Raw genomic sequence first — 21,204 nt, 5'->3', positions numbered from 1 at the left:
GAGATGTGTATAAGAGACAGCGGCCACGCGGTCGCAGATATGCCTGACGACCGAGAGGTCGTGCGCGATGAAGAGGAAGGTCAGCCCGAACTCCTCCTGGAGGTCTTCGAGGAGATTCAGGATCTGGGCCTGTACCGAGACGTCGAGCGCGCTCACAGGCTCGTCACAGACGATGAAGTCGGGATCGACGGCCAAGGCACGGGCGATGCCGACGCGCTGGCGCTGGCCGCCCGAGAGCTCGTGGGGGTAGCGATCGAGCTGGGAGACGTCGAGGCCGACGGCTTCCATNCGGGCGATGCCGACGCGCTGGCGCTGGCCGCCCGAGAGCTCGTGGGGGTAGCGATCGAGCTGGGAGACGTCGAGGCCGACGGCTTCCATCAGTTCCTCGACGCGCTCGCGGCGCGTCTGTCCGGTCGACCCCTCCTCGGAATCGGGCAGATCGTGGATCTTGAGGGGTTCGGCGATCGTCGCGCCGACGTTCATTCGCGGATCGAGGCTCGACAGCGGATCCTGGAAGATCATCTGCATCTCGCGGCGCTTGGCGCGCAGTCCGTCCGCATCGAGGTCGCTCAGATCCTCGCCGGCGAAGACGACCCGTCCGTCGGTGGGGTCGAGCAGCCGGAGGATCGACCGCCCGGTCGTCGATTTCCCACAGCCGGATTCGCCGACCAGCCCGAGCGTCTCGCCCTCGTAGACCTCGAAGTCGACACCGTCGACCGCCCGCACCGGCTGGCCGCCGCTGCCGAGCCACGAATCGAGCAGGTCGTCGGCCTGCGAGAAGTGTTTTTCGAGCCCATCGACCGAAACCAGCGGGTCGGCGTCGCCCTCCCGCGTCGGCGTGGCGTCGCTCGTCGCCCGTACCCCTTCGTCGGTGCCGTACTCGTCGGTGTCGAACTCCTCCAGAATACACTTCGCACGATGATCCGTCTCGTCGGGACCGTGCTGGAGGTAGGGAATCTCGCCCTCCCGGCATTCGGGTTGGGCCCACGGACACCGCGGCGCGAACGAACAGCCCGACGGGAGATCGACGAGATCGGGGACGTTCCCCTCGATGGGGGTCAGCCGGTCGGCGTCCTCCCGGGGGATCGATTCGAGCAGCGTGTAGGTGTACGGATGCGAGGGGTTGTGGAAGATCTCCTCGACGGGGCCCTCCTCGACGATATCGCCGGCGTACATCACGGCCACGCGATCGCAGGTCTCGGCCACGACGCCGAGATCGTGCGTGATGAACAGGACGGACATGCCGAACTCGTCCTGGAGATCGTTGATCAGATCGAGGATCTGGGCCTGAATGGTGACGTCGAGCGCCGTCGTCGGTTCGTCGGCGATCAGGAGCTGGGGCCGACAGGCGAGCGCGATGGCGATCAGGACGCGCTGGCGCATCCCGCCGGAGAACTCGTGGGGGTACTCGTCGACGCGGGCGGCGGGTTCGGGGATGCCGACCTCGTCGAGCATCTCGATCGTGTCGGCGAGCACTGCCTCGTCCATCTCGGAACCGGTTTTCGGGAGGATCTCGCGGACGGCGTTGCGCCACGAGTCCGGTTTCTGGCCGCCGTACTGGTGGAGACGGAGGCTTTCGGCGACCTGTTCGCCGACGGGGACGGCGGGGTTGAGCGAGGTCATCGGATCCTGGAAGATCATGCTCATCTCGCCGCCACGGACCGTGCGCATCGCGTCCTCCGGCGCGCGCGTGAGATCGACGGTGCCCGCGTCGGGGTCGGCGAATCCATCACCGTAATCGTCGGCGAACGACCGCGCGAGCTCCGCGTCGTGGAATTCGACCATGCCGTCGGCAACAGTACCGGGATCGTCGACCAGTCCCATCGCCGACAGCGCCGTCACCGATTTGCCCGAGCCGCTCTCGCCGACCAGTCCCACGGTTTCGCCGGCCTCCACCGTCAGATCGAGCCCGTCGACGGCTTTGACCGTGCCACGCTCGGTGGCGAACTGCGTCCGCAGCCCGGATATCGAGAGAAGGTCACTCACGCCGTGGCGTTTGCAACCGTGCTATATAGATTTGCCGCAACCGAAAGCAAGGCTTTTGCTCGCGTCTCCCACACGACGCCTGTGTCCGAGAACGAGCCGAACGAGCACGTGGCGGGCCACTGGGGGGCGGTCGTCGAGGACATGGAGGCCACCGCCGCGGGCTACCGCGAGGCGGGCGTGTCGGTGCTCGAACTCCACCCTGGCGACGTGACGATCCTCGACGAGGAGAACGGGCTCGACGTGCTCGTCCCCGGCGACGAGTTCGAAGAGCTGGAGACGCTCGCCAGCGAGGCGACCTTCGACTCCTACGAGATCTATCGCGCCGAGGACTCGGGAACCGTCTTCGCGCTGATCGTGCTCGAAGACGCCGCCGGCGAGCGCGCGATCTGCTGTCCGATCCACTACGACCGCGACGACATCGAGCGGCTGAAGCGACGGCTCGACGACGGCGAACTCTACACTCACATCCGCCCGCTGGCCGACGATCGTGTGGTGGCGTTCAGCTACGAGGATCCCGATCTGTTCTGAACGGCCCGTCTTCCGCGACCGACTGTTCGCGCGGCCGACTGTCGATCTCTACTCGGTGTCAGCTTGTTCGTCGTCCCCGTCGTCCGCCTCGTTCGCCGTGTGGTCGTCAGCGGCGTCGCTCGCGGCGAACTCCTCGCCACAGTGCGGACAGGTGAGATCGTCGTGGCGCAGCGCCGCGCTCTGAGCGCGCACCTCGCGCATCGTACTGGAGATGCGTTCTTCACTATCGAGCTCCTCGCCGACCGCGAGATCGACGCCCTCGACTTCGAGCAGGAACTTCGCCACTTCGGTCGCCTCGTACATCACGTCGTCGAGCTCCTCGGCGGTGAAGAAGTCACACATCGCGCCGTAGAGAAAGGTCGCCCCCGCCTTGCGGACTTTCTCCTCGAAGGCTGCACGCGCCTGATTGACGGCCTGTGGCGTGTAGGTGTCGGTCATGAACGGGACGAGCTCCGGCAGATGCTCGCCGATCTTCGTCATCTCGACGCCGGTCTCGGTGCGGAAATCCGCACAGAGACGGGCGATCGCCCACTCACGAGCGGTGATGTAGGTGCGCTCGCGCAGGAAGTCGTTGGCACGCTCGTAGCGCGCGCCGTCCATCTTCGTGAACCGCTCGTACCGGCGCACGTCCTCCGGAATCTCGGCCTCGTCACCGGCATCGGCCGGCGTCGCGGGCGATGGCGAATCCTCGGTCATCGGCGTCGATTGCGAACGGCCGGGAAAAAGCGTGTCGTGTCCCGCGGTCGGCACAACGGTTTTGCCCCGACCACTCCATCGGCGGGCATGAACGTCGTAGTGAGCATCGACGGAAGCGACGACGCCTTCGCCGTCTTCGAGCGCGCGGTCGGCCGAGCGCACGAGACGGGCGACGACCTCACGGTGGCGCTCGTCGAGAGCGCGCTGGACGACGCGGCGACGGTCGCCGACCGCGTGCACGAGACGCTGTCCGAGGCGAGTCTGGAGGCCGCGATCGAGCACGTCGCCGACGACGGCGAACTGGTCGACCTGGCCAACGGCGAGCGCTTCGATAGGCTCGTCGTCAGCGGCGGTGAGCGCACGCCGACCGGCAAGCTCTCGTTCAGCCGGACGACCGAGTTCGTCCTCATGAACGCCAACGTCTCGGTGACGCTCGCACGATGACGCGCATCTATCCCGACGAGCGTGCCGGTGAGTTCGAACGGCCACCGATCGAGTTCACCGACGGCCACGACCGCGACATCGAGATCACGGTCTACGCCGACGACGACCGCGCGGCGCTGACCGAGATGTACGTCTCCTTCGATCCGGCGGACCGCGCACAGGGGATCCCACCGACCGAGCGCGGCGCGATCGAGGGCTGGCTCGACACCATCCTCGACGGCAGCTACAACGTCGTCGCCAGCCACGGCGAGGAGTGCGTCGGCCACGCGACGCTCGTCCCCGACGGCGAGGACGCCCACGAGCTCGCCATCTTCGTTCTCGACACCCACCAGCAGGCCGGCATCGGCTCGCGGCTGCTCACGGGACTGCTCGGCCACGCCAGAGCCGAGGGTGCCGAACACGTCTGGCTCACCGTCGAGCGCTGGAACACGCCCGCGGTCGCGCTCTACCGAAAGGTCGGCTTCGAGACCACCGATACCGAGAGCTTCGAGATGGAGATGTCGTTACGGCTCTGATCCGTCGGAATCGGCATGCGATGGCACCCCACAGCGTTAGGGTGATCGAGACCCTACGGGAGACATGTCGCCGTATCAGCGATGTCCGTACTGCGAGACGGTCATCGAGATCACCTCCGACGACAAGGAACGGCTGAAGCGCCACATCCGGATCGAGCATCCCGACGACGAACGGACGGAGCAGTACCGCCCAGCGTGATTGGAGCTACACCGAGAGTACTGGCTGGGTCGCGTACTGGAGGACGTACTCCGCGGCGCGCCCGAGCGGTTCGTCGGGATCGCCCGAGACCGGCTGGCGCGGGATGACGATGAAGTCGACCTCGACGTCCTCGGCGGCATCGAGCACGACGCTGCCCGGATGGCGGGTCTTCGTCATCGCCGAGAAGCCGTAGGCCGACGAGTGCGAGAGCGGGACGCCTTCGGGCGCGAGTTCGTGCGCGTCGGCGATGAACGCCTCGTTGGCGGCGGCGAGCTCCGAATCGTCGACGTCGCCGAAGGAGGCCGTGCGGGTGTTTTCCTCGTCGACGACGTACAGCGCGTGGACGCCGGCGTCGTAGCGCTCGGCGATCGCGACGGCGTATTCGATCGCGCGCATGGACGTGTCGCTGCCATCGACCGGCGTGAGAACGGTCTCGACCGCGAGCGTCATGGTCGACAGTCGCGGCCGGAAGCCAAAAACCCACCGAGAACAGCGCGCGACTTTTATCACCCAGCGGTCGGTAGCGGACGTATGTTCGAGACCGTGGTCATCGCCACCGACGGCTCGGAGAGCGCTGGGCGGGCAGTCACGGCTGCGCTCGACCTCGCCGATCGCTTCGATGCGGCCGTCCACGCACTGTACGTCGTCGAGGAAGACGACGTCGCCGCCGCACCGGAGGACGTCCGCGACCGCCTCCGGTCGTCGCTCGAGGAGAGCGGCGAGGCGGCCGTCGAGAGCGTGCAGGACATCGACGAGAGCGTGACGACCGCCGTTCGCGAGGGCCAGCCGACCGAGGAGATCCAGCGCTACGCCGACGATCACGACGCCGATCTCGTGGCGACGGGCACGCGCGGACGACACGGTGAATACCGGTTCGTCCTCGGTAGCGTCGCCGAAGCGCTCGTCAGAAACCTCTCGGTCCCGGTGCTCACCGTCCGCCAGCTCAACGAAGCGGCGGACTGAAGCGGGGAGTACTTCGGCCGCGGTGGCGTTGGAGGCGCATGAACGACCGACTCATCGACGACGAACATCTCCCGTTGGCCCGGAAGTCGCTGCTGCCGGGCACGGGTTTCTTCTACCCTGACTCGTTCGACGAGGAGCGGGCCGACCGCGAGACGCGCGAAACCGTCACCGGCGCGGAACGGGTCGTGATCGCCGATCCCGACGCCGACGGACTGGCCTGCGTCGCCCTCATACGAGAGGCGTTCGGCCCGACGGCGCTCGTCCCGGCCGGCCCGCACGACCTCAGCGACGCCATCGACCGGGTGGCCGACTATTTGGAGGCCGACGCGCGCGTGTTCGTCTGCGATCTCGTGCCCGACGACTTCCACTACATCGCCGGCCAGTTCGAGCGCCTCGCCGAGCGCGCCAGCGCAGTGAGCTGGTTCGATCACCACCAGTGGGACGCGGCCGACATGGAGAAGGTCCGCAGCCACGGCGCGCGCCTCGTCGTCGGCGATTCCGACGAGGAGTGTTCGGCAGACGTCACGCTCGCGGCGCTCGATCACGAATTCGACCCGCAGTGGGCGGAGCTCGCGACCGTGACGCGCGACCACGATCTCTGGCTGCGCGAGGATCCCCGCAGCGACGATCTCGCGGATTTCGCCTACTGGGCCGATCCCGAGGAGTACGTCGAGACCATCGGCGAGCACGGCGCGGATCTCCCCACCGAGATCGAGGAGTACCTCGCCGAGCAGCGCGTCGAGAAGGAGGCGCTCATCGAGCGGGCGGTCGAACGAGCGACGATCGAGGAGACCGGCCCGTGGACCGTCGGCGTCACCTACGGCCGCTGTTCGCAGAACGAGGTCGCCGAAGCCCTCAGAGAGGGTGGTGCCGACGCCGCCGTTATCGTCAAACCCTCCGGCAGCGCCTCGATCCGCGGCTCCGAGGGATTCGAGCGCTGTCACGAAGTCGCCGGACAGGTCAACGGCGGCGGCCACCCGAAAGCCGCCGGCTGCAAGCCCGACATCTACCACGACATGCTCGACTACGCCAATCACTGGACGACCCGCGGTGCGGTGACCAAACAGGTAATTCTGGAGGCGTTCGGGCGACTCGAAACCGAATAACCCGAAGATCGATACGCGATACCGGCGGGCGAACGACGTGGCACGATCGACAGCACGCCGTAACAGCTATCACAGAAGCACACCAAGCACAGCCATGCCGATCGGTATCGACCGGTTCGAAGACGGTGAGGAGATCCGCCGGACGACGAGCGAACGCATCGTCCGATTTCTCCTCGCGCACGACGAGCAGGCGTTCACACGCGTCGAAATCGCCGAGGCACTCGATGTTGCCCCGAACACCGTCGGAACAAACCTCTCGCGGTTGAAAAAGCGCGATCTGGTTCGCCATCGAGAGCCGTACTGGGCCATCACCGACGACCGCGAGCGGGTGGCGAGCGCGTTCCGAGTACACGCCGAGGACGCCCATCTCGACGCGCTGCTCGGTGAGGAAGAGTGGGGCGACTGGGCGGACCACGCCGCAAGCGAGGCGGAGCTCGAAGCGGCACGCGGCGACGACGAATGACCGAGCGTCCGTTCAAGCGCGGTGCGGTCGTCTGGGGTCTCGACCCATTCAAGAGCGCGGAGGCCGCGGAGCCGGAACGACCGTTTCTCGTTCTGAGCAACGAGACGCATCCGTTCGCCGATCGCCAGTTCGCCGGTGTCGCGCTCTCGACCACCCGCCGAGACGACGCGCTGGCGCTCGATCCGGACGACTGGGCTGCCGGCGGACTGCCGCGGCGGTCGTACGCCTATCCGTGGCTGCTCGTCACCAGGGATCACGCCGACGTCGCGTCAGTCTATGGCCGACTACACCCGGCCGTCGTTGATACTGTACTCGATCGTCTCGTCGGCTATCTCTCGGCGAGCGATGCTGATGACGGGTAGTAACAACAGCAGACGAATCGTTCGGTGATCAGTTGGCGTCGGTCGGCATCGACGGTGTGGTCCGCTTGTGCTCGTTGTCGCGGTGGAGCTCCTGAATGTGCTCGACGACCTCCGGCGTGGTGTCGGCAATCTCGGCGGCCGCAGCGGTCGCCACGTTGCCGTCGACGGTGAGCGCGACGATCGCGTCGATGGTGTCGTACTCGACGCCGATCTCCTCCTCGTCGGTCTCGTAGTCGACCATCCCACCGGTCGGCGTCTTCTGGACGAGCTCCTCGCTGGCCCCGAGATCGGCGGCGAGCTGGCGGACCTGCTGTTTGTAGCAGTTGCCGATCGGGTTGCAGTCGACGCCGCCGTCGCCGTACTTGGTGACGTAGCCGAGCGCGAGCTCGACGCGATTGCCGGTCCCGAGCACGAGTTTGTTCTCCTTGTTCGCGATCAGATAGTTGACCGTCATCCGGACGCGTGCACTCGTGTTGCCGACGAAACGGTTCTCCCACCCCGCTTCGTCGCTCGCGCTCTCACCCGCATCGATCGCGAGCAGTTCGTCCATGATCGGGTCGATGTCGACGACGTCGTAGCGGATGCCGAGATCGACCGCGACGCGCTCGGCGTCGCTCATGTTCGCGTCGCTGTTGACGTCACGGGGGAGTATGAGTCCGTGAACGGCCGATCGCCCGAGCGCCTCGACGGCGAGATGGGCGACGGCCGTGCTGTCGACGCCGCCCGAGAGCCCGAGGACGACGCCGTCGGCATCGTGGCGGTCGACCTGTGCTTGAATGAACGACGTGATGCGCTCGCGCTCGGCGTCGAGTTCGTCGCTCGAAAACCGCAGGTCGAGCGGCGTTATCTCTGCGTCGAGCTGGGGCTGTCGCTGTGATAATTCCATGGCCGTACACGGCCGTCATCGTATATAAACTGCGTGATGCGCTGCGGCCGGTCAGGCCGTGCCCGCGACCCACCGCTCGGAGTAGACGCCCCCGCACTCACAGACCGCGTAGGCGTGGATCACGTCACCCTCGGCGTAGATGCCGCCGACGTCCTCGTTGCGCTCCTCGGCGAAGGCGAAGACGAATCGCGGGGCGTGCTCGTCGGTTCCGTCAGCGTCCGCATCGTCGCTCTCGGGACAGTCGCCCTCGAAGGAGTCGAGATCGACCGTCCCCTCGGCGTCCATCGCCGCGCTCGCGAGCGTCATCGGATCGACGCCGGTCGCCCCCTCGAAAGCGCTCCGGCCACGCTCGGCCTCCAGGATCAGTGCGACGCCGTTGCCGACGGCTTCACCGTGTTGGGAGAGCGTTCCGAGGTCGGAGACGGCCGACTCGGCGAAAAACAGGAGCACGTCCTCGGGGCGCTCGCCGTCGAGGAACTGGCGTCGGTCGGGGTTCATGGGAGCGTTACAGTGAGGGCGAACAAAAGGTCGCGGGACTCGTTTCGTCGGTCGATCGCCAAGCGCCGATCGCGGACGGCCGTTCGACGTCAGCCGTCGGCGTCGTCGAGATCGCGCGCGATGGCCGCTAGCCCTTCGTCGGGCGATTCGACGGCCTCGTAGACGACGCGCTCGCCGGGTTCGCGAACGCCGTAGAGAAATCCCGATTCGACGATATCGACCAGTACGCTCCGTCCGTAGTCGATCTCCGCAGCGCTGCGCCACGCTTCGAGGTGATCCTCGCCATCGCGTTCGCGTGCGAGCCGGGCGTTGCCGTACGCACCGTTGATCTCGACGCCGTCCTCGCGGGCGCTCTCGATGCGAGTGTGAGAAACGTCGCCGTCGAGAACGAGGCGGATCGTCGTGCGTGGAAAACGGTCGTCCGCCGGCAGTTCGAGCCGCGAGCGGGTGCGTCCGCGGCGGGCGAGCGTCGCACGCACCGTCTCGACCGACGGGTGGTCGCTCGGCAGCCGGTCGGTCACTCGTCGTCTTCGTCCGCGTCGCCCGCGTCGAGCAGTTCGTCGACCGATCGGTCGCCGCGTGCCGTGATCGTGGCGTTGATCTGCTGGGTCTCCTCGCCGACCTCGCGGCCGCGGACGGTGACGCGCTTTCGCTCGCCGTCGCGGGTCGGGTTGAACCCCGTCCCGCCCGAGAGCAGGACGGCGTTGAGCGCCGGACCGGCGATGTCCTCGCGCATCGGTCGGCCGGCCGTGTCCGAGCCACCGGTGAGTTCGAGCGTGTAGCCGTCGAGACCGACCGCGCCGCCGTCGACCTCCTCGCCGATCGAGCGTCCGATGAAGCGGTTGGCGTCCTGTCCCTCGACCGCATGCTGGTAGGCCGCCCCGTCCTCGGGGTCGGCGACGACGACCGTGAAATCAGCCATGTGCGGGGAAGTCGGGCGGCGTTCAAAAGCGTATTGAAAGCTTCACGGCGGGAACGTCACGGACAGCGAACACGATCCACGACCAGCAGATTAATATTTACCCGGGCTGCAGACGATAACCAATGACACGACGGACGATTCTCACGGGGGTCGTCATCGCGCTCGTGCTACTGGCGGGCTGTAGCTCGTTCGCGAACGACCCGGCCGAATCCACCGCCACCAACGGAACGACGGCTGCCACGGAAACGCCGGCACCGACGGCGGAGACGACCGCCGCCGCAACGACGGTATCGACGGCGACAGCAACCGCGACGGCAACGGAGACGGCGACCGCGACGGCAACGCCAACGGCAACAGCCACGCCGACAGCGACACCGACCGCGACGGCAACGCCAACACCGACCGAAACCGCCACGCCGACCGAAACGGCGACAACGACGACCGCGACCGAAGAATCGGCGGCGTCGGCCGCCGGACCCGAGCCGCCGCTGGACGCCGGGAGTGTCGCCAGCGGACACGTCGAGGGACTCAGAGCCGCCGGCAGCTTCTCGATCAGCGATAGCGAGACGATCCAGGGTGGGGAGGGTGACGGAACCAACGATCGCAGCGGCCGGGCCGATCTCGAAGCGAACACGGCCCGATTGACGTCACAGCCGACCGACGAGGCGACCCGCCACAGCTACGCCGAGGGTGCGACGGCTTACGAGAAAACGGAGTACGAGAGCATGGAGCCCCAGTTCGAGACTTCGGAGCTCGGCCGACCGCTCGCCGAGAGCCTGCTCACCGCCACCGAGATCCAGGAGACCGTCCGGGCGGTCGACTACGAGCGCTCGGGCAGCGTCACGCGCGACGGCCGCGAACTCGCCGTCTACGTCGCCAACGGTACCGACAGCCTCAGCACGGACGTCCTGTTCCGGGGTGAGGACGTCTCCGCGTTCAGCTCGACGCTCGTCATCGACCCCGAGACGGGCATCGTCCACACACTGAAAACCGAGCGCACGACCGACGAGCTGAGTGCCGGCGAGCCGAACACGATCGTCGAAACCCTCGAGTTCTCGGACATCGGCTCGGCCAGCATCGATCAGCCCGGCTGGGTCGAGAATCTGAAATAGCGAAACTGAAACGAAGAATCGACGAGGTCGGACCGACGGGCCGAAAGCCCGCAGCCATGAAGGATGGCCAATGAACGTCGAATTCCTCGGCGGCGCGCGCGAGGTCGGCCGGAGTGCGGTGCTGATCAACGACGAGCTGTTGCTCGATTACGGCATGAAGAGCGGGACGCCGCCGGGCTATCCGGTCGGTTCGGTCGGTCCGGAAGCGGTCGTCGTCTCGCACGGCCACCTCGATCACGTCGGAGCCGTGCCAGCGCTGCTGTCGGGCGACGACCGGCCGACGGTCCACTGGACGCCGCCGACGCGCGAGCTCGCGATGACGCTCGCGCGCGACACGCTCAAACTCCACGGCGGAACCTACGGCTGTCCGTTCACCGAGACCGAGCTACGACGGCTCACACAGGTCTCGGAGACCCACGACTACGGCGAATCGTTCACGGCCGCCGGCCACGAGATCTCGCTCTACGACGCCGGCCACATCCCTGGGAGCGCGCACGTCCTCGTCGACGACGGCGAAACACGGCTCTGTTACACCGGCGACTTTCACACCGGCCATCCGGACCGCGGCCAGCGCCTCGTCACCCCCTCGACCGCCCGGCCCGACGCCGACGTCGTGATCTGCGAGAGCACCTACTCCGATACCGAACACGACCCTCGTGAACAGGTCGAGGAACGGTTCGCCGAGAGCGTCAGGCGAACGCTCTGGAACGGCGGGACGGTCGTCGTGCCGGCCTTCGCCATCGGTCGCACCCAGGAGCTACTCCTGGTCTGTGAAGCCCACGACGTCGACTACTACGTCGACGGCATGGGCAAGGAGGTGACGGAGATGTGTCGGCGACACCCCTCGTTCGTCCGCGACGGCGACGCGCTCGATCGGGCGGCGGGCCACGCCCGGTTCGTCACCGGCCGCGACGGCCAGCGCGAGCGCATCGCCGCCGAGAACACGGCGATCGTCACCACCAGCGGGATGCTCTCGGGCGGGCCAGCGATGTCGTATATCCCCGAAATCCGTGCGGACCCGACGAACCTGATCGCCATGACCGGCCACCAGGTCGCCGGCACGCCCGGGCGCGAACTGCTCGACACTGGGCGCGCGGAGATCGACGGGCGCGTGATGGCCGTGAGCGCACGCGTCGAGGCGTACGATTTCTCGGCACACGCCGATCGCCGCGGCCTGCTCGCGTATCTCGATTCGTACCGCGATGCGACCGTACTCTGCGTCCACGGCGACCGCTGTCCGGCCTTCGCCGACGAACTGCAGGAAGAGGGATTCGACGCGAGCGCGCCCGAGCGCGGCGAGCGAGTCGAGCTCTGATCAGTTCGAATCGAGATCGTAGTGCACGCCGGTCAGGTTTTCGGAGACATCCCAGAGCCGCCCGGCGGTCGTCTCGTCGTAGGAACGATCGCTGGAGCGCTGTGTCTCGGGCTGGCCACGCAGGTTCCCGATCCCACCCGGGCCGACGTACTCGCCGCCATCGACGTCGTCGGCGGTCGCGGCGTAGAGCAAGGGGAGCACGCCCGTCACGGCGTCCTGACCGATCACGGCGTTGGCGATCTTCATTCCCAGCAGCCCGAGCGTCGAGCCCGCCTGCTCCGGCCCGCGCTTCTGAAGGTTCGTATCGGCGTAGCCGGGATGGCAGGCGACGCTCGCAACGCTCTCGACGCCCGACGCTCGGAGGCGGCGCTGGAGCTCGTAGGCGAACAGCACGTTCGCGAGCTTGCTCTGGCCGTAGGCGGCCCACTTGTCGTACGACTCCTCGCGCTGGCGATCGGCGCTGCGCGCCACGCTGTCGAAGTCGATCGTGCCGTTCTCGTGGAGCGCGCTCGACTGGGTGACGACGCGCGTCTCGCCCTCGGTGTCACGGAGCTCGTCGAGCAGAAGGCCCGTGAGCGCGAAGTGGCCCAGATGGTTGACGCCGAACTGCGTCTCGAAACCGTCCGCAGTTTCGCCGTACGGGACCGCCATCACGCCGGCGTTGTTGCAGAGCACGTGGAGTTCGTCGTGCGTATCGGCGAAGTTCGTCGCGAACGCGCGGATCGACGCGAGATCGGCGAGATCGAGTTCGATCACCGTCAGTCGAGTTGCGGGAGCCACGTTCCTGATGCGCTCGCCCGCGTCGACACCGCGCTCGACGCTCCGACAGGCCAGCACGACGTCCGCACCGTGGCTCGCGAACGCTTTCGCGGCTTGGAAGCCCAGCCCGCTGTTCGCGCCGGTGACCACGACGGTTCGATCGCTCAGATCGCCCATCCGCTCGGTCGTCCAGTCGTCGGTGGCGGTCATGGCCGTCGTGAGAGTGGCCGGCGGAAAGCGGTTGGCGTTGCGGCGACCGCACCAAACGTTTTGGTCGCTCTCGGCGATGGGGAGGGTATGGACGACCAGCAGGGACCGGACGAGGACGAACGGGCGGCGCTCCACGATCTCCAGCTCGGCATCGAACATCTCCACCGAGGCTACGGCCACCTGCTCGCCTTCCATCACGCGGTCGGCCGCGGCATGAACCGCTTCGACGACGCCCGCGAGACGCTCCGCGCGAGCGGCCACGACGAGCACGCCGACGTGCTCCGCGACGACCTCCTCCCGGCGGGCGTCGTCGACGATCAGTGGACCTACGAACTGGTCGAGGCGTTCGTCGACGAGTTCCTCGATCCGGTCGACGCGTTCGAGGCGGACGTCCGTGGGGAGCTGGCCGACGGTCGACGCCACGTCACCGAGGATCGCCAGCGGCGGGCGTGGCGCGAGCGCAGCGAGAGGGACTGGTGACAGGGAACGAGCGGAATGGAAAAGGAGCAGGAGGAACGGAGTCGATTCAGCCGTCGGTCGCGCTCTCGACCGTCGCGGCGCGCTCTTCGAGCGCGGCGGCGACAGTGCGGGCCTGCTCGGGCGTGAGTTCGATCTCGTCGGCGTGAGCGGGCACCGAATCGAGATCGGTGTTGTCGAGTTCGAGCTGGAGTTTCACCGCGTCGGGGTTCTTCCGGTCGGCCGTGACGTTCAGCACTGCGAGCGCGTGCTCCTCGAAACCGTGGCCCTCCGCTCGCCCATCGAGCAGATCGAGCGTCGTGTAGGCGTTGACCTTCAGGATACGATCGCTCATCGACGATCAGTCGTCGGCGGTGATCGGCGTGCCGTCGGCGCGGGCCGGCGTCGGCCGGTCGTCCATCGCGTCCTCCTCTGCGTAGGGATACCACGTCATCTTCGTGTTGTGCATGTACGGGTCCGCGTAGTCGGTCTCTTCGGGCTCGGCGAGTTCCTCCAGTTCCTCCTCGTCGCGCGCGGCGATGAACTCGCGGAAGCTCTCTTCGCCACTTTCGTCCTCGTAGGCCGTGAGCACGTTCCGGATGTAGCCCGGCACCTCGTCGGCCGCGACGCGCATCGCGATCCAGTCGGCGAAGTGGGGATCCTCGCCGAGACCCCCTCCGAGACCGATGTCGAACGCCTCGACCGGCTCGCCGTCCTTTCTCGTCTTCATCCCGCGAAGACTGATGTCGGCGATCTGTGGCTGGGCACAGGAGGCGGTACAGCCCGAGAGATGGATGTGGAAGTCCTGGATTCCGTCGGGGAGTTCGACGTTCTCCTTCAGCCAGCGCGCGTACCGGACCTGCCGGTTCTTCGTCTCGACGATCGACAGCGAGCAGAACTCCGTCCCGGTGCACGCGATCGACCCGCGCATGAACGGATGCGGATCGGGTGAATAATCCTCCAGAAGCGGTTCGTCGAGGAACGCGTCGAGACTCCCCTCGGGAACGTCGGTGACGATGACGTTCTGGCGCTGGGTGAGTCGTACCTCGCCGGAGCCGTACTCGTCGGCGAGGGCAGCGAGCTCGCGGACGTCGTCGACACCCATCCGCCCGACCATGACGTTCAGGCCGACGTAGTAGTTGCCGTCGGGCTGTTCGTGGACGCCGATATGGTCGCCGTGTTCGTCCTGTCGGCCCGCGTTGTAGGTGTACTGGTCGCGGAGGTCATCGCCCGCCGAGGGGAGTTCGTACTCGACGTACTCCTCCTGGAGCACTCGCCTGATCTTCTCGGTGCCCCACTCGTCGACGAGGAACTTGATGCGGGCGTTGAACCGGTCGTCGCGGTCGCCGTAGTCACGGAAGAGCGCGGACATCCCCGCCGACACCTTGGGAGCGTCCTCGGGCGTGCAGAACACGTCGATATCGCGCGCGAAGCGCGGTTCCTTCCGCGAGAGACCGCCGCCGACGCGGACGTTGAACCCCATCGTCTCCTCGCCGTCGATCTCCTTTTCGGCGGGCTCGAACGCGAGATCGTTGATATCGCCCTGGCCACAGCCCTCGTCACAGCCCGTCACCGAGACCTTCCACTTCCGAGGGAGGTTCTCGTAGGCGTCGTTGCCCTTGAACTCCTCGTGGAGCTGCTCGGCCACCGGCCACGCGTCGACGTGTTCGTGTTTGTCCTTGCCGGCGACCGGACAGCCGACGATGTTGCGCCAGGAGTCGCCACAGGCCTGCATGGTCGATAACCCATTGGCTTCGAGTTTGTCGAAGATCTCGGGCACGTCCTCGATCCGGATCCAGTGGAGCTGGATCGACTGGCGCGTGGTCCAGTCACAGTACGCGCCGCCGAACTCGGGATTGTCGGCCGGGCCGCGGGCGTACTCGTCGGCGATATCGGCGACCACCTCCAGCTGGCCCGGTTCGAGCACGCCGTTGGGCGTCCCGATCCGCATCATGAAGTAGCTCTCCTGGCCGTTGCGCTGGTGGTACAACCCCCACCATTTGAACCGCTCGAACCAGGCATCGTGTTCGTCGTCGGGGATCGACTCCCAGCCCTCCTCGGCGAACTCGAAGAGATGCTCGCGGATCTCCTCGCCGTAGACCTCGTCCTTCCAGCCTTCGACGTTGGTCGACATACCGTCGCAACGACCCCGACTCCTAAACCCTCCTCCGTGGTGTCAAACCTCCCCGCGTCTCGGTAAACGAGGAAAGAATTGCTTCATTCGGGCGACGCCGGACGGGCGAGTCGGCTGCGTCGACACGGGATATGGACGCTCTCGGGCACGACGGGGCGGAACTCGCCATCGACCACGCGACCGACGGCGAGCCAGTCGGTGACGCCGCTCGCGCCACAGGTGATGCACTGACCGGCGATGCGCGCCTCGATATCCCGCGTGTCGACGCCGACCTCGACGAACCCCTCGGCGAGGAAATCGGCCATCTCACACCCACAGAACTCCTGTCTGGCGAGTCGCCAGAGGTTGCTCACGCTCACCTCGCGGCTGTCGTTGACGCTGATCCACGCGCCGGCGTCGAGCTGATGGACGTCGATCGACACGGCTGCTCTTTCACCCCTATCACACTATGTCTGTCGCCCACTCCTCACTGGGATCGTGGTGACGCACGGTTTCGGGAAAACCGCACGAAAGCGACGGAATTGGTCGACGAAGTGCGTCGAAGACACAGGCAGCAGTTGCCGGGAGATGAGAGCCGGGGTAGCGCTTACGGGTGAGCGCGTGCTTATGCTGGGACGACCCTTACCCGGGATCGATGTCAGATACCGACGGCGCGCGTCAGCACGTTTCGGCCGACGTCGCGCCAGAGCTGTACGACTCGGAGGACGAACGATGAGCGAGGCCGAGGAGAGAGAGGAGGAGCCGTCGACCGATCACCTCGACGACGTCGCGGACGGCTGTGGCTGCACCGAGATCTGGGAACATCTCTCCGAGGAACGCGACGACTGAGCGTGACGCGGTCGCACGACGAGGTGCTTTTGTCCGTTGGCGTTTCACATGGGATATGACCCCCGACGACGCAGCCGACGGGCCGACCGACCGCGAGTCACCCGTCGGCCAACCGGTCGTCCGGGGTGATCCGACCTTTGCCGGCGAACACGCCCAGCAGGCGGTCCAGTTCGATCCCGACGATCCCGACAGTCTCAGGCGTGCCGCCGACATCGTCGAACGCTTCGCCGACGATTCGATCGGGGCGGCCGACAGCGTCTACATGCTCCGCGGGGCGGCCGCCTGTGCCGCACTCGTCCGCGGCGAGGGCTCCTACAAGGCGGCCGCCGAACGGGCCGACGAGGGCGTTACGGTCTCGTTCATTCGGAAGTGGGCGCGCGTCCACGACCTCCCGCGACCGATCCGCCAGTACGTCGCCACCGGCGACATCGCTCCGACGGCGGCCAAGCATATCGCGCGCGTCACCGATCGATCCCGATATCTCCTCGCATGGGCCGTGCTCGACGGCGATCTCACCGTCCGCGAGGTACGGTCGGTCGCGAGCGCGATCAACGCCGGCACCGATCCCGAGACAGTGCTCGACGCCCACGACGTCACCCTCGGCGAGATGACACTGCGCCTCCCGCGCGAGATCTACACCGACCTCAGACGCCAGGCCGCACGGGAAGGCGTCGATCCCGCAGTGCTGGTCGCGGAGGCGCTCGACGAGCAGTCGACCGATCCTGCAACCGCCGAACGGTACTGATTTACGGCCGCCGCCCTCAGTCGAAGCGAGGGCTGGTAGCTCAGTTAGGCAGAGCGTCTGGCTTTTAACCAGACGGTCGGGGGTTCGAATCCCTCCCAGCCCGCTGTTCTGCTAAACGACAGTGAGAAGCCAACAGCGAACGCTGGAGGGTTCGAACGACAAGCGAGTGATATAGCGAGAGCAGAAACTATGAGGACGAAGCGACTCCGTAGCGCGAAACATCGATCGATGTCGAACGAGATCAGCGACGGAGCGCTGGGTCAGCCTCTGACCGGCATATACGCCAGCGCGACGATGAGAATGGCGGCGAACAGGCTGATGATGACGATCCCCCAGAGACCGAGGATACGGTTGTTGAACTCGTCGAGTTTCGCCTGCTCGGCCTGATAGCCCGAGACGTTCTGTGAGAGCGTGACCGTGCTGTTGGTCGGGAACTGCGCGACGTACGTCGTCTCGCCGATCGTCGCGTTCTCGCCGTCCTTCAGCTCCGTCGAGCGAGTCAGATTGCCTTCCCACGCGAGCGTCGCGCCGCTGGTATTGACGCTCGCGACGCTCGACGAGTTGTTCTCGTACGGGAACGAATCGCCGACCGAGACGTTCCGAACCTCCGGCGTCGGGAGATACTCGTCGAGGGGCTGGGTCGTCCCGTTGCGGTAGCGAACGTACTGCGTGCCGTTTTCACCGGTCAGCGCCACGTCGGCGACCGACGAGTCCTGGCGCAGGCGCTGGCTCGTCATGAACTCCTGACGGAGGGTGAACGACGAGACGTTGGTCGCGTTGCCGGAGGCGTTGCCACCGGACGCGTTCCCGTCCGACGCGTTACCCGCCGTGGCGTTCGGGATGACGACGCGGAATCGCGTCGCGGAGTCGTTGCTGGCCGTCTCGCCGGTCGCGAGACTCGTTCCCGAGCCACCGGGAGTACCCGTCGCACTCGGCGAGGGGCTACCGGTGCCGGTCCCGGCACCGCCGTCCGACCCGTTCGGAGCGGGACGGTACTCGCCGTTCGCGAAGAGCAGTGACGAGTTGTTCGCGATCGACGTGGTGAACCGCGCCGATTCGTTGACCCGCGAGACGTTGCCTTCGCCGTCGTTGACGTTGACCGTCCACTCCGTGCCGCCGGCCGAGAGGGTATCGCCCTGCGAGTAGTTCTGCCCCGCAACCGATACCGACGGCTCCTGCGCCACCGTCGTCAGCGAGAACGCTCCAACGGCGACGAGGACGAAGAAGACGACGTAGATCGCCGCAGCCCGTCGTTGCATGTTCGCCAGAAACATTGCCGGTGGTATAATCGTTGCTTTTCGCCGGAGGACCACACGGGACGGCAACCAAAGCCATTAACATAGATCGGATGGATGACGAACACGTGAAACGAATTATCTCGACCGACGACGCACCGGCGGCCGTCGGCGCGTACAGCCAGGCGGCAACGAACGACGACCTCGTCTTCACCGCGGGACAGCTCCCCTTCACCGCCGACGGGGACTCCCTCGCCGACGAATCGATCGCGACCCAGACCGAACAGAGCCTCGCGAACATCGAGGCCGTCCTCGCCGAGGAAGGGCTCGACATGGACGACGTGGTCAAAACCACTATCTTCCTCGCCGACATCGACGACTTCGACGAGATGAACGAGGCCTACGGCGACGTCTTCGACGACGAGCCACCCGCCAGAAGCGCCTTCGCGGTCGGCGATCTCCCGAAAGGCATCGGCGTCGAGATCGAAGCCATCGCCTCGCAGTAATCTCCACCAGTCGAGAGTCGACGCTATCGATCCGATCTTTTATTTTCGAGACTGTTCGTACTGTTGGCCGCAACAGCATGCGCTGACGGCGCGGACGGACTCGATCATGCAACGGATCGACTGATGCAAGGCAGACAGTGAGATACTGAACCTCTCGTCAATCGGTCTTCTGCAGCTGCAAACGAATAATGCGTACAACCGTATGAAGCCAAGGGCCGGATTTGAACCGGCGATGGGCGGCTCTGCAGGCCGCTGCGTTAGGCCGGACTCTGCCACCTTGGCGCAGTCGGGACTACTGGACTGACTGGCATAACGGTAGCGGTTTGCTACCGAGCGTTGCCACTTCGCGAATGATGATGAGTGAGCCACCGAAAACGGTAGCTCGAAGTATGAATGGGAGGCGGCGAACCACTAGTTATGAGCCGTTGTAACGGAGCGGTNTGATGATGAGTGAGCCACCGAAAACGGTAGCTCGAAGTATGAATGGGAGGCGGCGAACCACTAGTTATGAGCCGTTGTAACGGAGCGGTCTCGGGTTCCACCGGGACGGACCCTGCGTGTACTACCGATTGCGCTCCTGGGCTCACACTTGGCCCCTCTTGCGAGGCAGTTTTCCCAGAGGTTCGCACACTCCAGTACTCGCTGGAACGCTGGCGGGCTTATCTGCCGTGTTCGGGATGGGTACGGGAGTCGCCCCGCCGCTGTGGCCGCCTTAATGCCGATCCGCGGANGCTGGAACGCTGGCGGGCTTATCTGCCGTGTTCGGGATGGGTACGGGAGTCGCCCCGCCGCTGTGGCCGCCTTAATGCCGATCCGCGGAGTCGAACCGCGTAAACCTGTGATCGGTGGGCCGATGCGTTCGGGTCTGCTGTAAGTGTATGATACGTGCGATCCAGTTAGCGCCTGGACCCGTCCAACAGGACGGATTCCAATGCGATATGACTGATGTGGCTCGGTCAGTTAGTGCTCGCGGGCTGAACGCCTCGTTGCCTCGGCGCGTACACCCNCAGGACGGATTCCAATGCGATATGACTGATGTGGCTCGGTCAGTTAGTGCTCGCGGGCTGAACGCCTCGTTGCCTCGGCGCGTACACCCCGAGTCTATCGAACTCGTCTTCTACGAGTGACCTCGGCGGTACCTCTTTTCCGGGTGGGTTTCGAGCTTAGATGCGTTCAGCTCTTACCCCGTGTCGCGTGGCTGCCCGGCACGTGCCCTCTCGGACAACCGGTACACCAGTGGCGACCAATCGTAGTTCCTCTCGTACTATACGATCGTTCCCGTCAGGTACCATGACACCCCCAATAGATAGCAGCCGACCTGTCTCACGACGGTCTAAACCCAGCTCACGACCTCCTTTAATAGGCGAACAACCTCACCCTTGCCCGCTGCTGCACGGGCAGGATGGAGGGAACCGACATCGAGGTAGCAAGCCACCGGGTCGATATGTGCTCTTGCCGGTGACGACTCTGTTATCCCTAAGGTAGCTTTTCTGTCGTAAATGGCCCGCATCAAGCAGGCTCATCCGTTCGCTAGACCACGCTTTCGCGTCAGCGTTCCCGTGTTGGAGAGAACACTGTCAGACCACCTTTTGCTCTTACGCTCTTTTCCGGGTCTCCGACCCGGATGAGGTGATCTTCGGGCGCGCTCGATATTCTTTCAAGCGCGTACCGCCCCAGTCAAACTGCCCGGCTACCGGTGTCCTCCGCCAGGAGTAAGGGTCACAGTCACTAGTGGGTAGTATTTCAGTGATGTCTCGGTGGCCCGCTAGCGCGGGTACCTGTGTAATGACTCCTACCTATCCTGCACACTAGCGACCGTGTCCCAGCGACAGCCTGCAGTAAAGCTCTATAGGGTCTTCGCTTCCCCTTGGGGGTCTCCAGACTCCGCACTGGAACGTACAGTTCACCGGGCCCAACGTTGGGACAGTGACGCTCTCATTCATCCATTCATGCGAGCCGCTACTGAAGCGGCAAGGTACTACGCTACCTTAAGAGGGTCATAGTTACCCCCGCCGTTGACGGGTCCTTCGTCCCGTTGTACCGGGTGTTCAGATACCCGCACTGGGCAGGATTCAGTGACCGTACGAGTCCTTGCGGATTTGCGGTCACCTGTGTTGCTATTAGACAGTTGGAGCGTCCGAGTCGCTGCGACCTGCCTCGTTCCGAGGCAGGCATCCCTTATTGCGAACGTACGGGACTAACTTGCCGAATTCCCTAACGTCGGTTGTCCCCGACAGGCCTTGGCTTTCGCCGCCACGGACACCTGTGTCGGATCTGGGTACGGACCGCGTGCGCCTTTTCACGGGCCCCAGGTTGGACCGAATTTCTCTATCTCA

25 protein-coding genes, 2 tRNA genes and 2 rRNA genes are annotated in these 21,204 nt (G+C 65.7%); 14 read left to right on the top strand and 15 right to left on the bottom strand.

Annotated elements, in window-relative coordinates; translation table 11 throughout:
- Positions 1–1,986: dipeptide ABC transporter ATP-binding protein (locus C451_RS24080; protein ID WP_007740621.1), on the bottom strand; the 1,986-nt coding region annotated here is incomplete at its 3' end.
- 81 nt (positions 1,987–2,067) lie between these two features.
- On the opposite strand from C451_RS24080, the gene C451_RS11230 reads away from it, so the two are divergent.
- Positions 2,068–2,514, top strand: a complete 447-nt coding sequence (locus C451_RS11230) for a DUF7529 family protein (protein WP_007740619.1) — start codon at positions 2,068–2,070, stop codon at positions 2,512–2,514.
- 48 nt (positions 2,515–2,562) lie between these two features.
- On the opposite strand, the gene C451_RS11225 is transcribed toward C451_RS11230, so the two are convergent.
- Positions 2,563–3,372, bottom strand: coding sequence for a DUF5806 family protein (locus C451_RS11225; RefSeq protein ID WP_394295069.1), 810 nt, complete (start codon positions 3,370–3,372; stop codon positions 2,563–2,565).
- On the opposite strand from C451_RS11225, the gene C451_RS11220 reads away from it, so the two are divergent.
- The 3 genes from C451_RS11220 to C451_RS24075 all read left to right on the top strand — a co-directional run bounded on the left by C451_RS11220 (position 3,298) and on the right by C451_RS24075 (position 4,368).
- Positions 3,298–3,654 carry a universal stress protein gene (locus C451_RS11220; protein ID WP_007740617.1) on the top strand — a complete coding sequence of 119 codons (357 nt, stop codon included), beginning with the start codon at positions 3,298–3,300 and terminating at the stop codon, positions 3,652–3,654. The genes C451_RS11225 and C451_RS11220 overlap by 75 nt on opposite strands.
- Positions 3,651–4,169, top strand: coding sequence for a GNAT family N-acetyltransferase (locus C451_RS11215; RefSeq protein ID WP_007740616.1), 519 nt, complete (start codon positions 3,651–3,653; stop codon positions 4,167–4,169). Before C451_RS11220 ends, C451_RS11215 begins: the two co-directional genes overlap by 4 nt.
- A gap of 64 nt (positions 4,170–4,233) precedes the next feature.
- Complete coding sequence (locus C451_RS24075) at positions 4,234–4,368, top strand: hypothetical protein (protein WP_275039330.1); 135 nt, start codon at positions 4,234–4,236, stop codon at positions 4,366–4,368.
- Positions 4,369–4,374: 6 nt separating this feature from the next.
- Here the strand turns inward: C451_RS24075 and C451_RS11210 are convergent, their stop codons facing one another.
- Complete coding sequence (locus tag C451_RS11210; protein ID WP_007740615.1) at positions 4,375–4,818, bottom strand: universal stress protein; 444 nt, start codon at positions 4,816–4,818, stop codon at positions 4,375–4,377.
- Between the two features lie 81 nt (positions 4,819–4,899).
- Here C451_RS11210 and C451_RS11205 point away from each other — a divergent pair, with 81 nt between their 5' ends.
- From C451_RS11205 to C451_RS11190, 4 genes are all read left to right on the top strand, one after another.
- Entirely contained in the window at positions 4,900–5,331 is a 432-nt protein-coding gene (locus C451_RS11205; RefSeq protein ID WP_007740614.1) for a universal stress protein, read from the top strand.
- A 38-nt stretch (positions 5,332–5,369) separates the two neighbouring features.
- Positions 5,370–6,437, top strand: a complete 1,068-nt coding sequence (locus tag C451_RS11200; RefSeq protein WP_007740612.1) for a DHH family phosphoesterase — start codon at positions 5,370–5,372, stop codon at positions 6,435–6,437.
- Positions 6,438–6,531: 94 nt separating this feature from the next.
- Positions 6,532–6,900 carry a helix-turn-helix domain-containing protein gene (locus tag C451_RS11195; protein ID WP_007740610.1) on the top strand — a complete coding sequence of 123 codons (369 nt, stop codon included), beginning with the start codon at positions 6,532–6,534 and terminating at the stop codon, positions 6,898–6,900.
- On the top strand, positions 6,897–7,262 hold the full coding sequence (locus tag C451_RS11190; protein WP_007740608.1) for a type II toxin-antitoxin system PemK/MazF family toxin: 366 nt from the start codon (positions 6,897–6,899) through the stop codon (positions 7,260–7,262). Before C451_RS11195 ends, C451_RS11190 begins: the two co-directional genes overlap by 4 nt.
- A 28-nt stretch (positions 7,263–7,290) precedes the next feature.
- Here the strand turns inward: C451_RS11190 and C451_RS11185 are convergent, their stop codons facing one another.
- The 4 genes from C451_RS11185 to C451_RS11170 form a co-directional block, all read right to left on the bottom strand.
- Positions 7,291–8,148 carry an NAD+ synthase gene (locus tag C451_RS11185; RefSeq protein WP_007740606.1) on the bottom strand — a complete coding sequence of 286 codons (858 nt, stop codon included), beginning with the start codon at positions 8,146–8,148 and terminating at the stop codon, positions 7,291–7,293.
- Between the two features lie 51 nt (positions 8,149–8,199).
- A complete protein-coding gene (locus C451_RS11180) occupies positions 8,200–8,646 on the bottom strand; it encodes a DUF5807 family protein (protein ID WP_007740601.1) in 447 nt (148 codons plus the stop codon).
- Between the two features lie 89 nt (positions 8,647–8,735).
- Entirely contained in the window at positions 8,736–9,167 is a 432-nt protein-coding gene (locus tag C451_RS11175) for a DUF7112 family protein (RefSeq protein WP_007740600.1), read from the bottom strand.
- A complete protein-coding gene (locus C451_RS11170) occupies positions 9,164–9,568 on the bottom strand; it encodes a 30S ribosomal protein S6e (protein WP_007740599.1) in 405 nt (134 codons plus the stop codon). The genes C451_RS11175 and C451_RS11170 overlap by 4 nt, the downstream gene beginning before the upstream one ends.
- 122 nt (positions 9,569–9,690) lie before the next feature.
- On the opposite strand from C451_RS11170, the gene C451_RS11165 reads away from it, so the two are divergent.
- Complete coding sequence (locus tag C451_RS11165; protein WP_007740598.1) at positions 9,691–10,680, top strand: DUF7537 family lipoprotein; 990 nt, start codon at positions 9,691–9,693, stop codon at positions 10,678–10,680.
- Between the two features lie 70 nt (positions 10,681–10,750).
- The gene (locus tag C451_RS11160; protein WP_007740597.1) at positions 10,751–11,995 is read left to right on the top strand and encodes an MBL fold metallo-hydrolase; all 1,245 of its coding nucleotides are present in this window, start codon (positions 10,751–10,753) and stop codon (positions 11,993–11,995) included.
- On the opposite strand, the gene C451_RS11155 is transcribed toward C451_RS11160, so the two are convergent.
- Positions 11,996–12,964 (bottom strand): oxidoreductase, encoded by a 969-nt coding sequence (locus C451_RS11155; protein WP_049913089.1) that lies wholly within the window; start codon positions 12,962–12,964, stop codon positions 11,996–11,998.
- A gap of 87 nt (positions 12,965–13,051) precedes the next feature.
- Between C451_RS11155 and C451_RS11150 the strand changes: the two genes are divergently transcribed.
- The gene (locus C451_RS11150) at positions 13,052–13,444 is read left to right on the top strand and encodes a hypothetical protein (RefSeq protein ID WP_007740594.1); all 393 of its coding nucleotides are present in this window, start codon (positions 13,052–13,054) and stop codon (positions 13,442–13,444) included.
- 46 nt (positions 13,445–13,490) lie between these two features.
- Here the strand turns inward: C451_RS11150 and C451_RS11145 are convergent, their stop codons facing one another.
- From C451_RS11145 to C451_RS11135, 3 genes are all read right to left on the bottom strand, one after another.
- Positions 13,491–13,775, bottom strand: a complete 285-nt coding sequence (locus C451_RS11145) for a DUF6360 family protein (protein ID WP_007740593.1) — start codon at positions 13,773–13,775, stop codon at positions 13,491–13,493.
- Positions 13,776–13,781: 6 nt separating this feature from the next.
- Positions 13,782–15,554, bottom strand: a complete 1,773-nt coding sequence (locus tag C451_RS11140; protein ID WP_007740592.1) for a nitrite/sulfite reductase — start codon at positions 15,552–15,554, stop codon at positions 13,782–13,784.
- 83 nt (positions 15,555–15,637) lie between these two features.
- Entirely contained in the window at positions 15,638–15,976 is a 339-nt protein-coding gene (locus C451_RS11135) for a hypothetical protein (protein ID WP_007740591.1), read from the bottom strand.
- Between the two features lie 461 nt (positions 15,977–16,437).
- On the opposite strand from C451_RS11135, the gene C451_RS11130 reads away from it, so the two are divergent.
- Together C451_RS11130 and C451_RS11125 are read left to right on the top strand one after the other, a co-directional pair.
- Entirely contained in the window at positions 16,438–17,127 is a 690-nt protein-coding gene (locus tag C451_RS11130; RefSeq protein ID WP_007740583.1) for a DUF7119 family protein, read from the top strand.
- 29 nt (positions 17,128–17,156) lie between these two features.
- A tRNA-Lys gene (locus tag C451_RS11125) sits at positions 17,157–17,230 on the top strand.
- Positions 17,231–17,387: 157 nt separating this feature from the next.
- Here the strand turns inward: C451_RS11125 and C451_RS11120 are convergent.
- Complete coding sequence (locus C451_RS11120) at positions 17,388–18,386, bottom strand: hypothetical protein (RefSeq protein WP_049913088.1); 999 nt, start codon at positions 18,384–18,386, stop codon at positions 17,388–17,390.
- Between the two features lie 104 nt (positions 18,387–18,490).
- Between C451_RS11120 and C451_RS11115 the strand changes: the two genes are divergently transcribed.
- The gene (locus C451_RS11115) at positions 18,491–18,868 is read left to right on the top strand and encodes a Rid family detoxifying hydrolase (RefSeq protein WP_007740581.1); all 378 of its coding nucleotides are present in this window, start codon (positions 18,491–18,493) and stop codon (positions 18,866–18,868) included.
- A 206-nt stretch (positions 18,869–19,074) separates the two neighbouring features.
- Here the strand turns inward: C451_RS11115 and C451_RS11110 are convergent.
- The 3 genes from C451_RS11110 to C451_RS23145 form a co-directional block, all read right to left on the bottom strand.
- Positions 19,075–19,150: transfer RNA gene (locus C451_RS11110), tRNA-Cys, on the bottom strand.
- Between the two features lie 314 nt (positions 19,151–19,464).
- Positions 19,465–19,583, bottom strand: a 5S ribosomal RNA gene (rrf, locus tag C451_RS11105).
- 315 nt (positions 19,584–19,898) lie between these two features.
- Positions 19,899–21,204 (bottom strand): 23S ribosomal RNA (locus C451_RS23145); the annotation flags it as partial.

The sequence above is a fragment of the Halococcus thailandensis JCM 13552 genome, assembly GCF_000336715.1.
Taxonomy (GTDB): domain Archaea; phylum Halobacteriota; class Halobacteria; order Halobacteriales; family Halococcaceae; genus Halococcus; species Halococcus thailandensis.
This window is presented reverse-complemented; position numbering and strand designations above follow the sequence as displayed.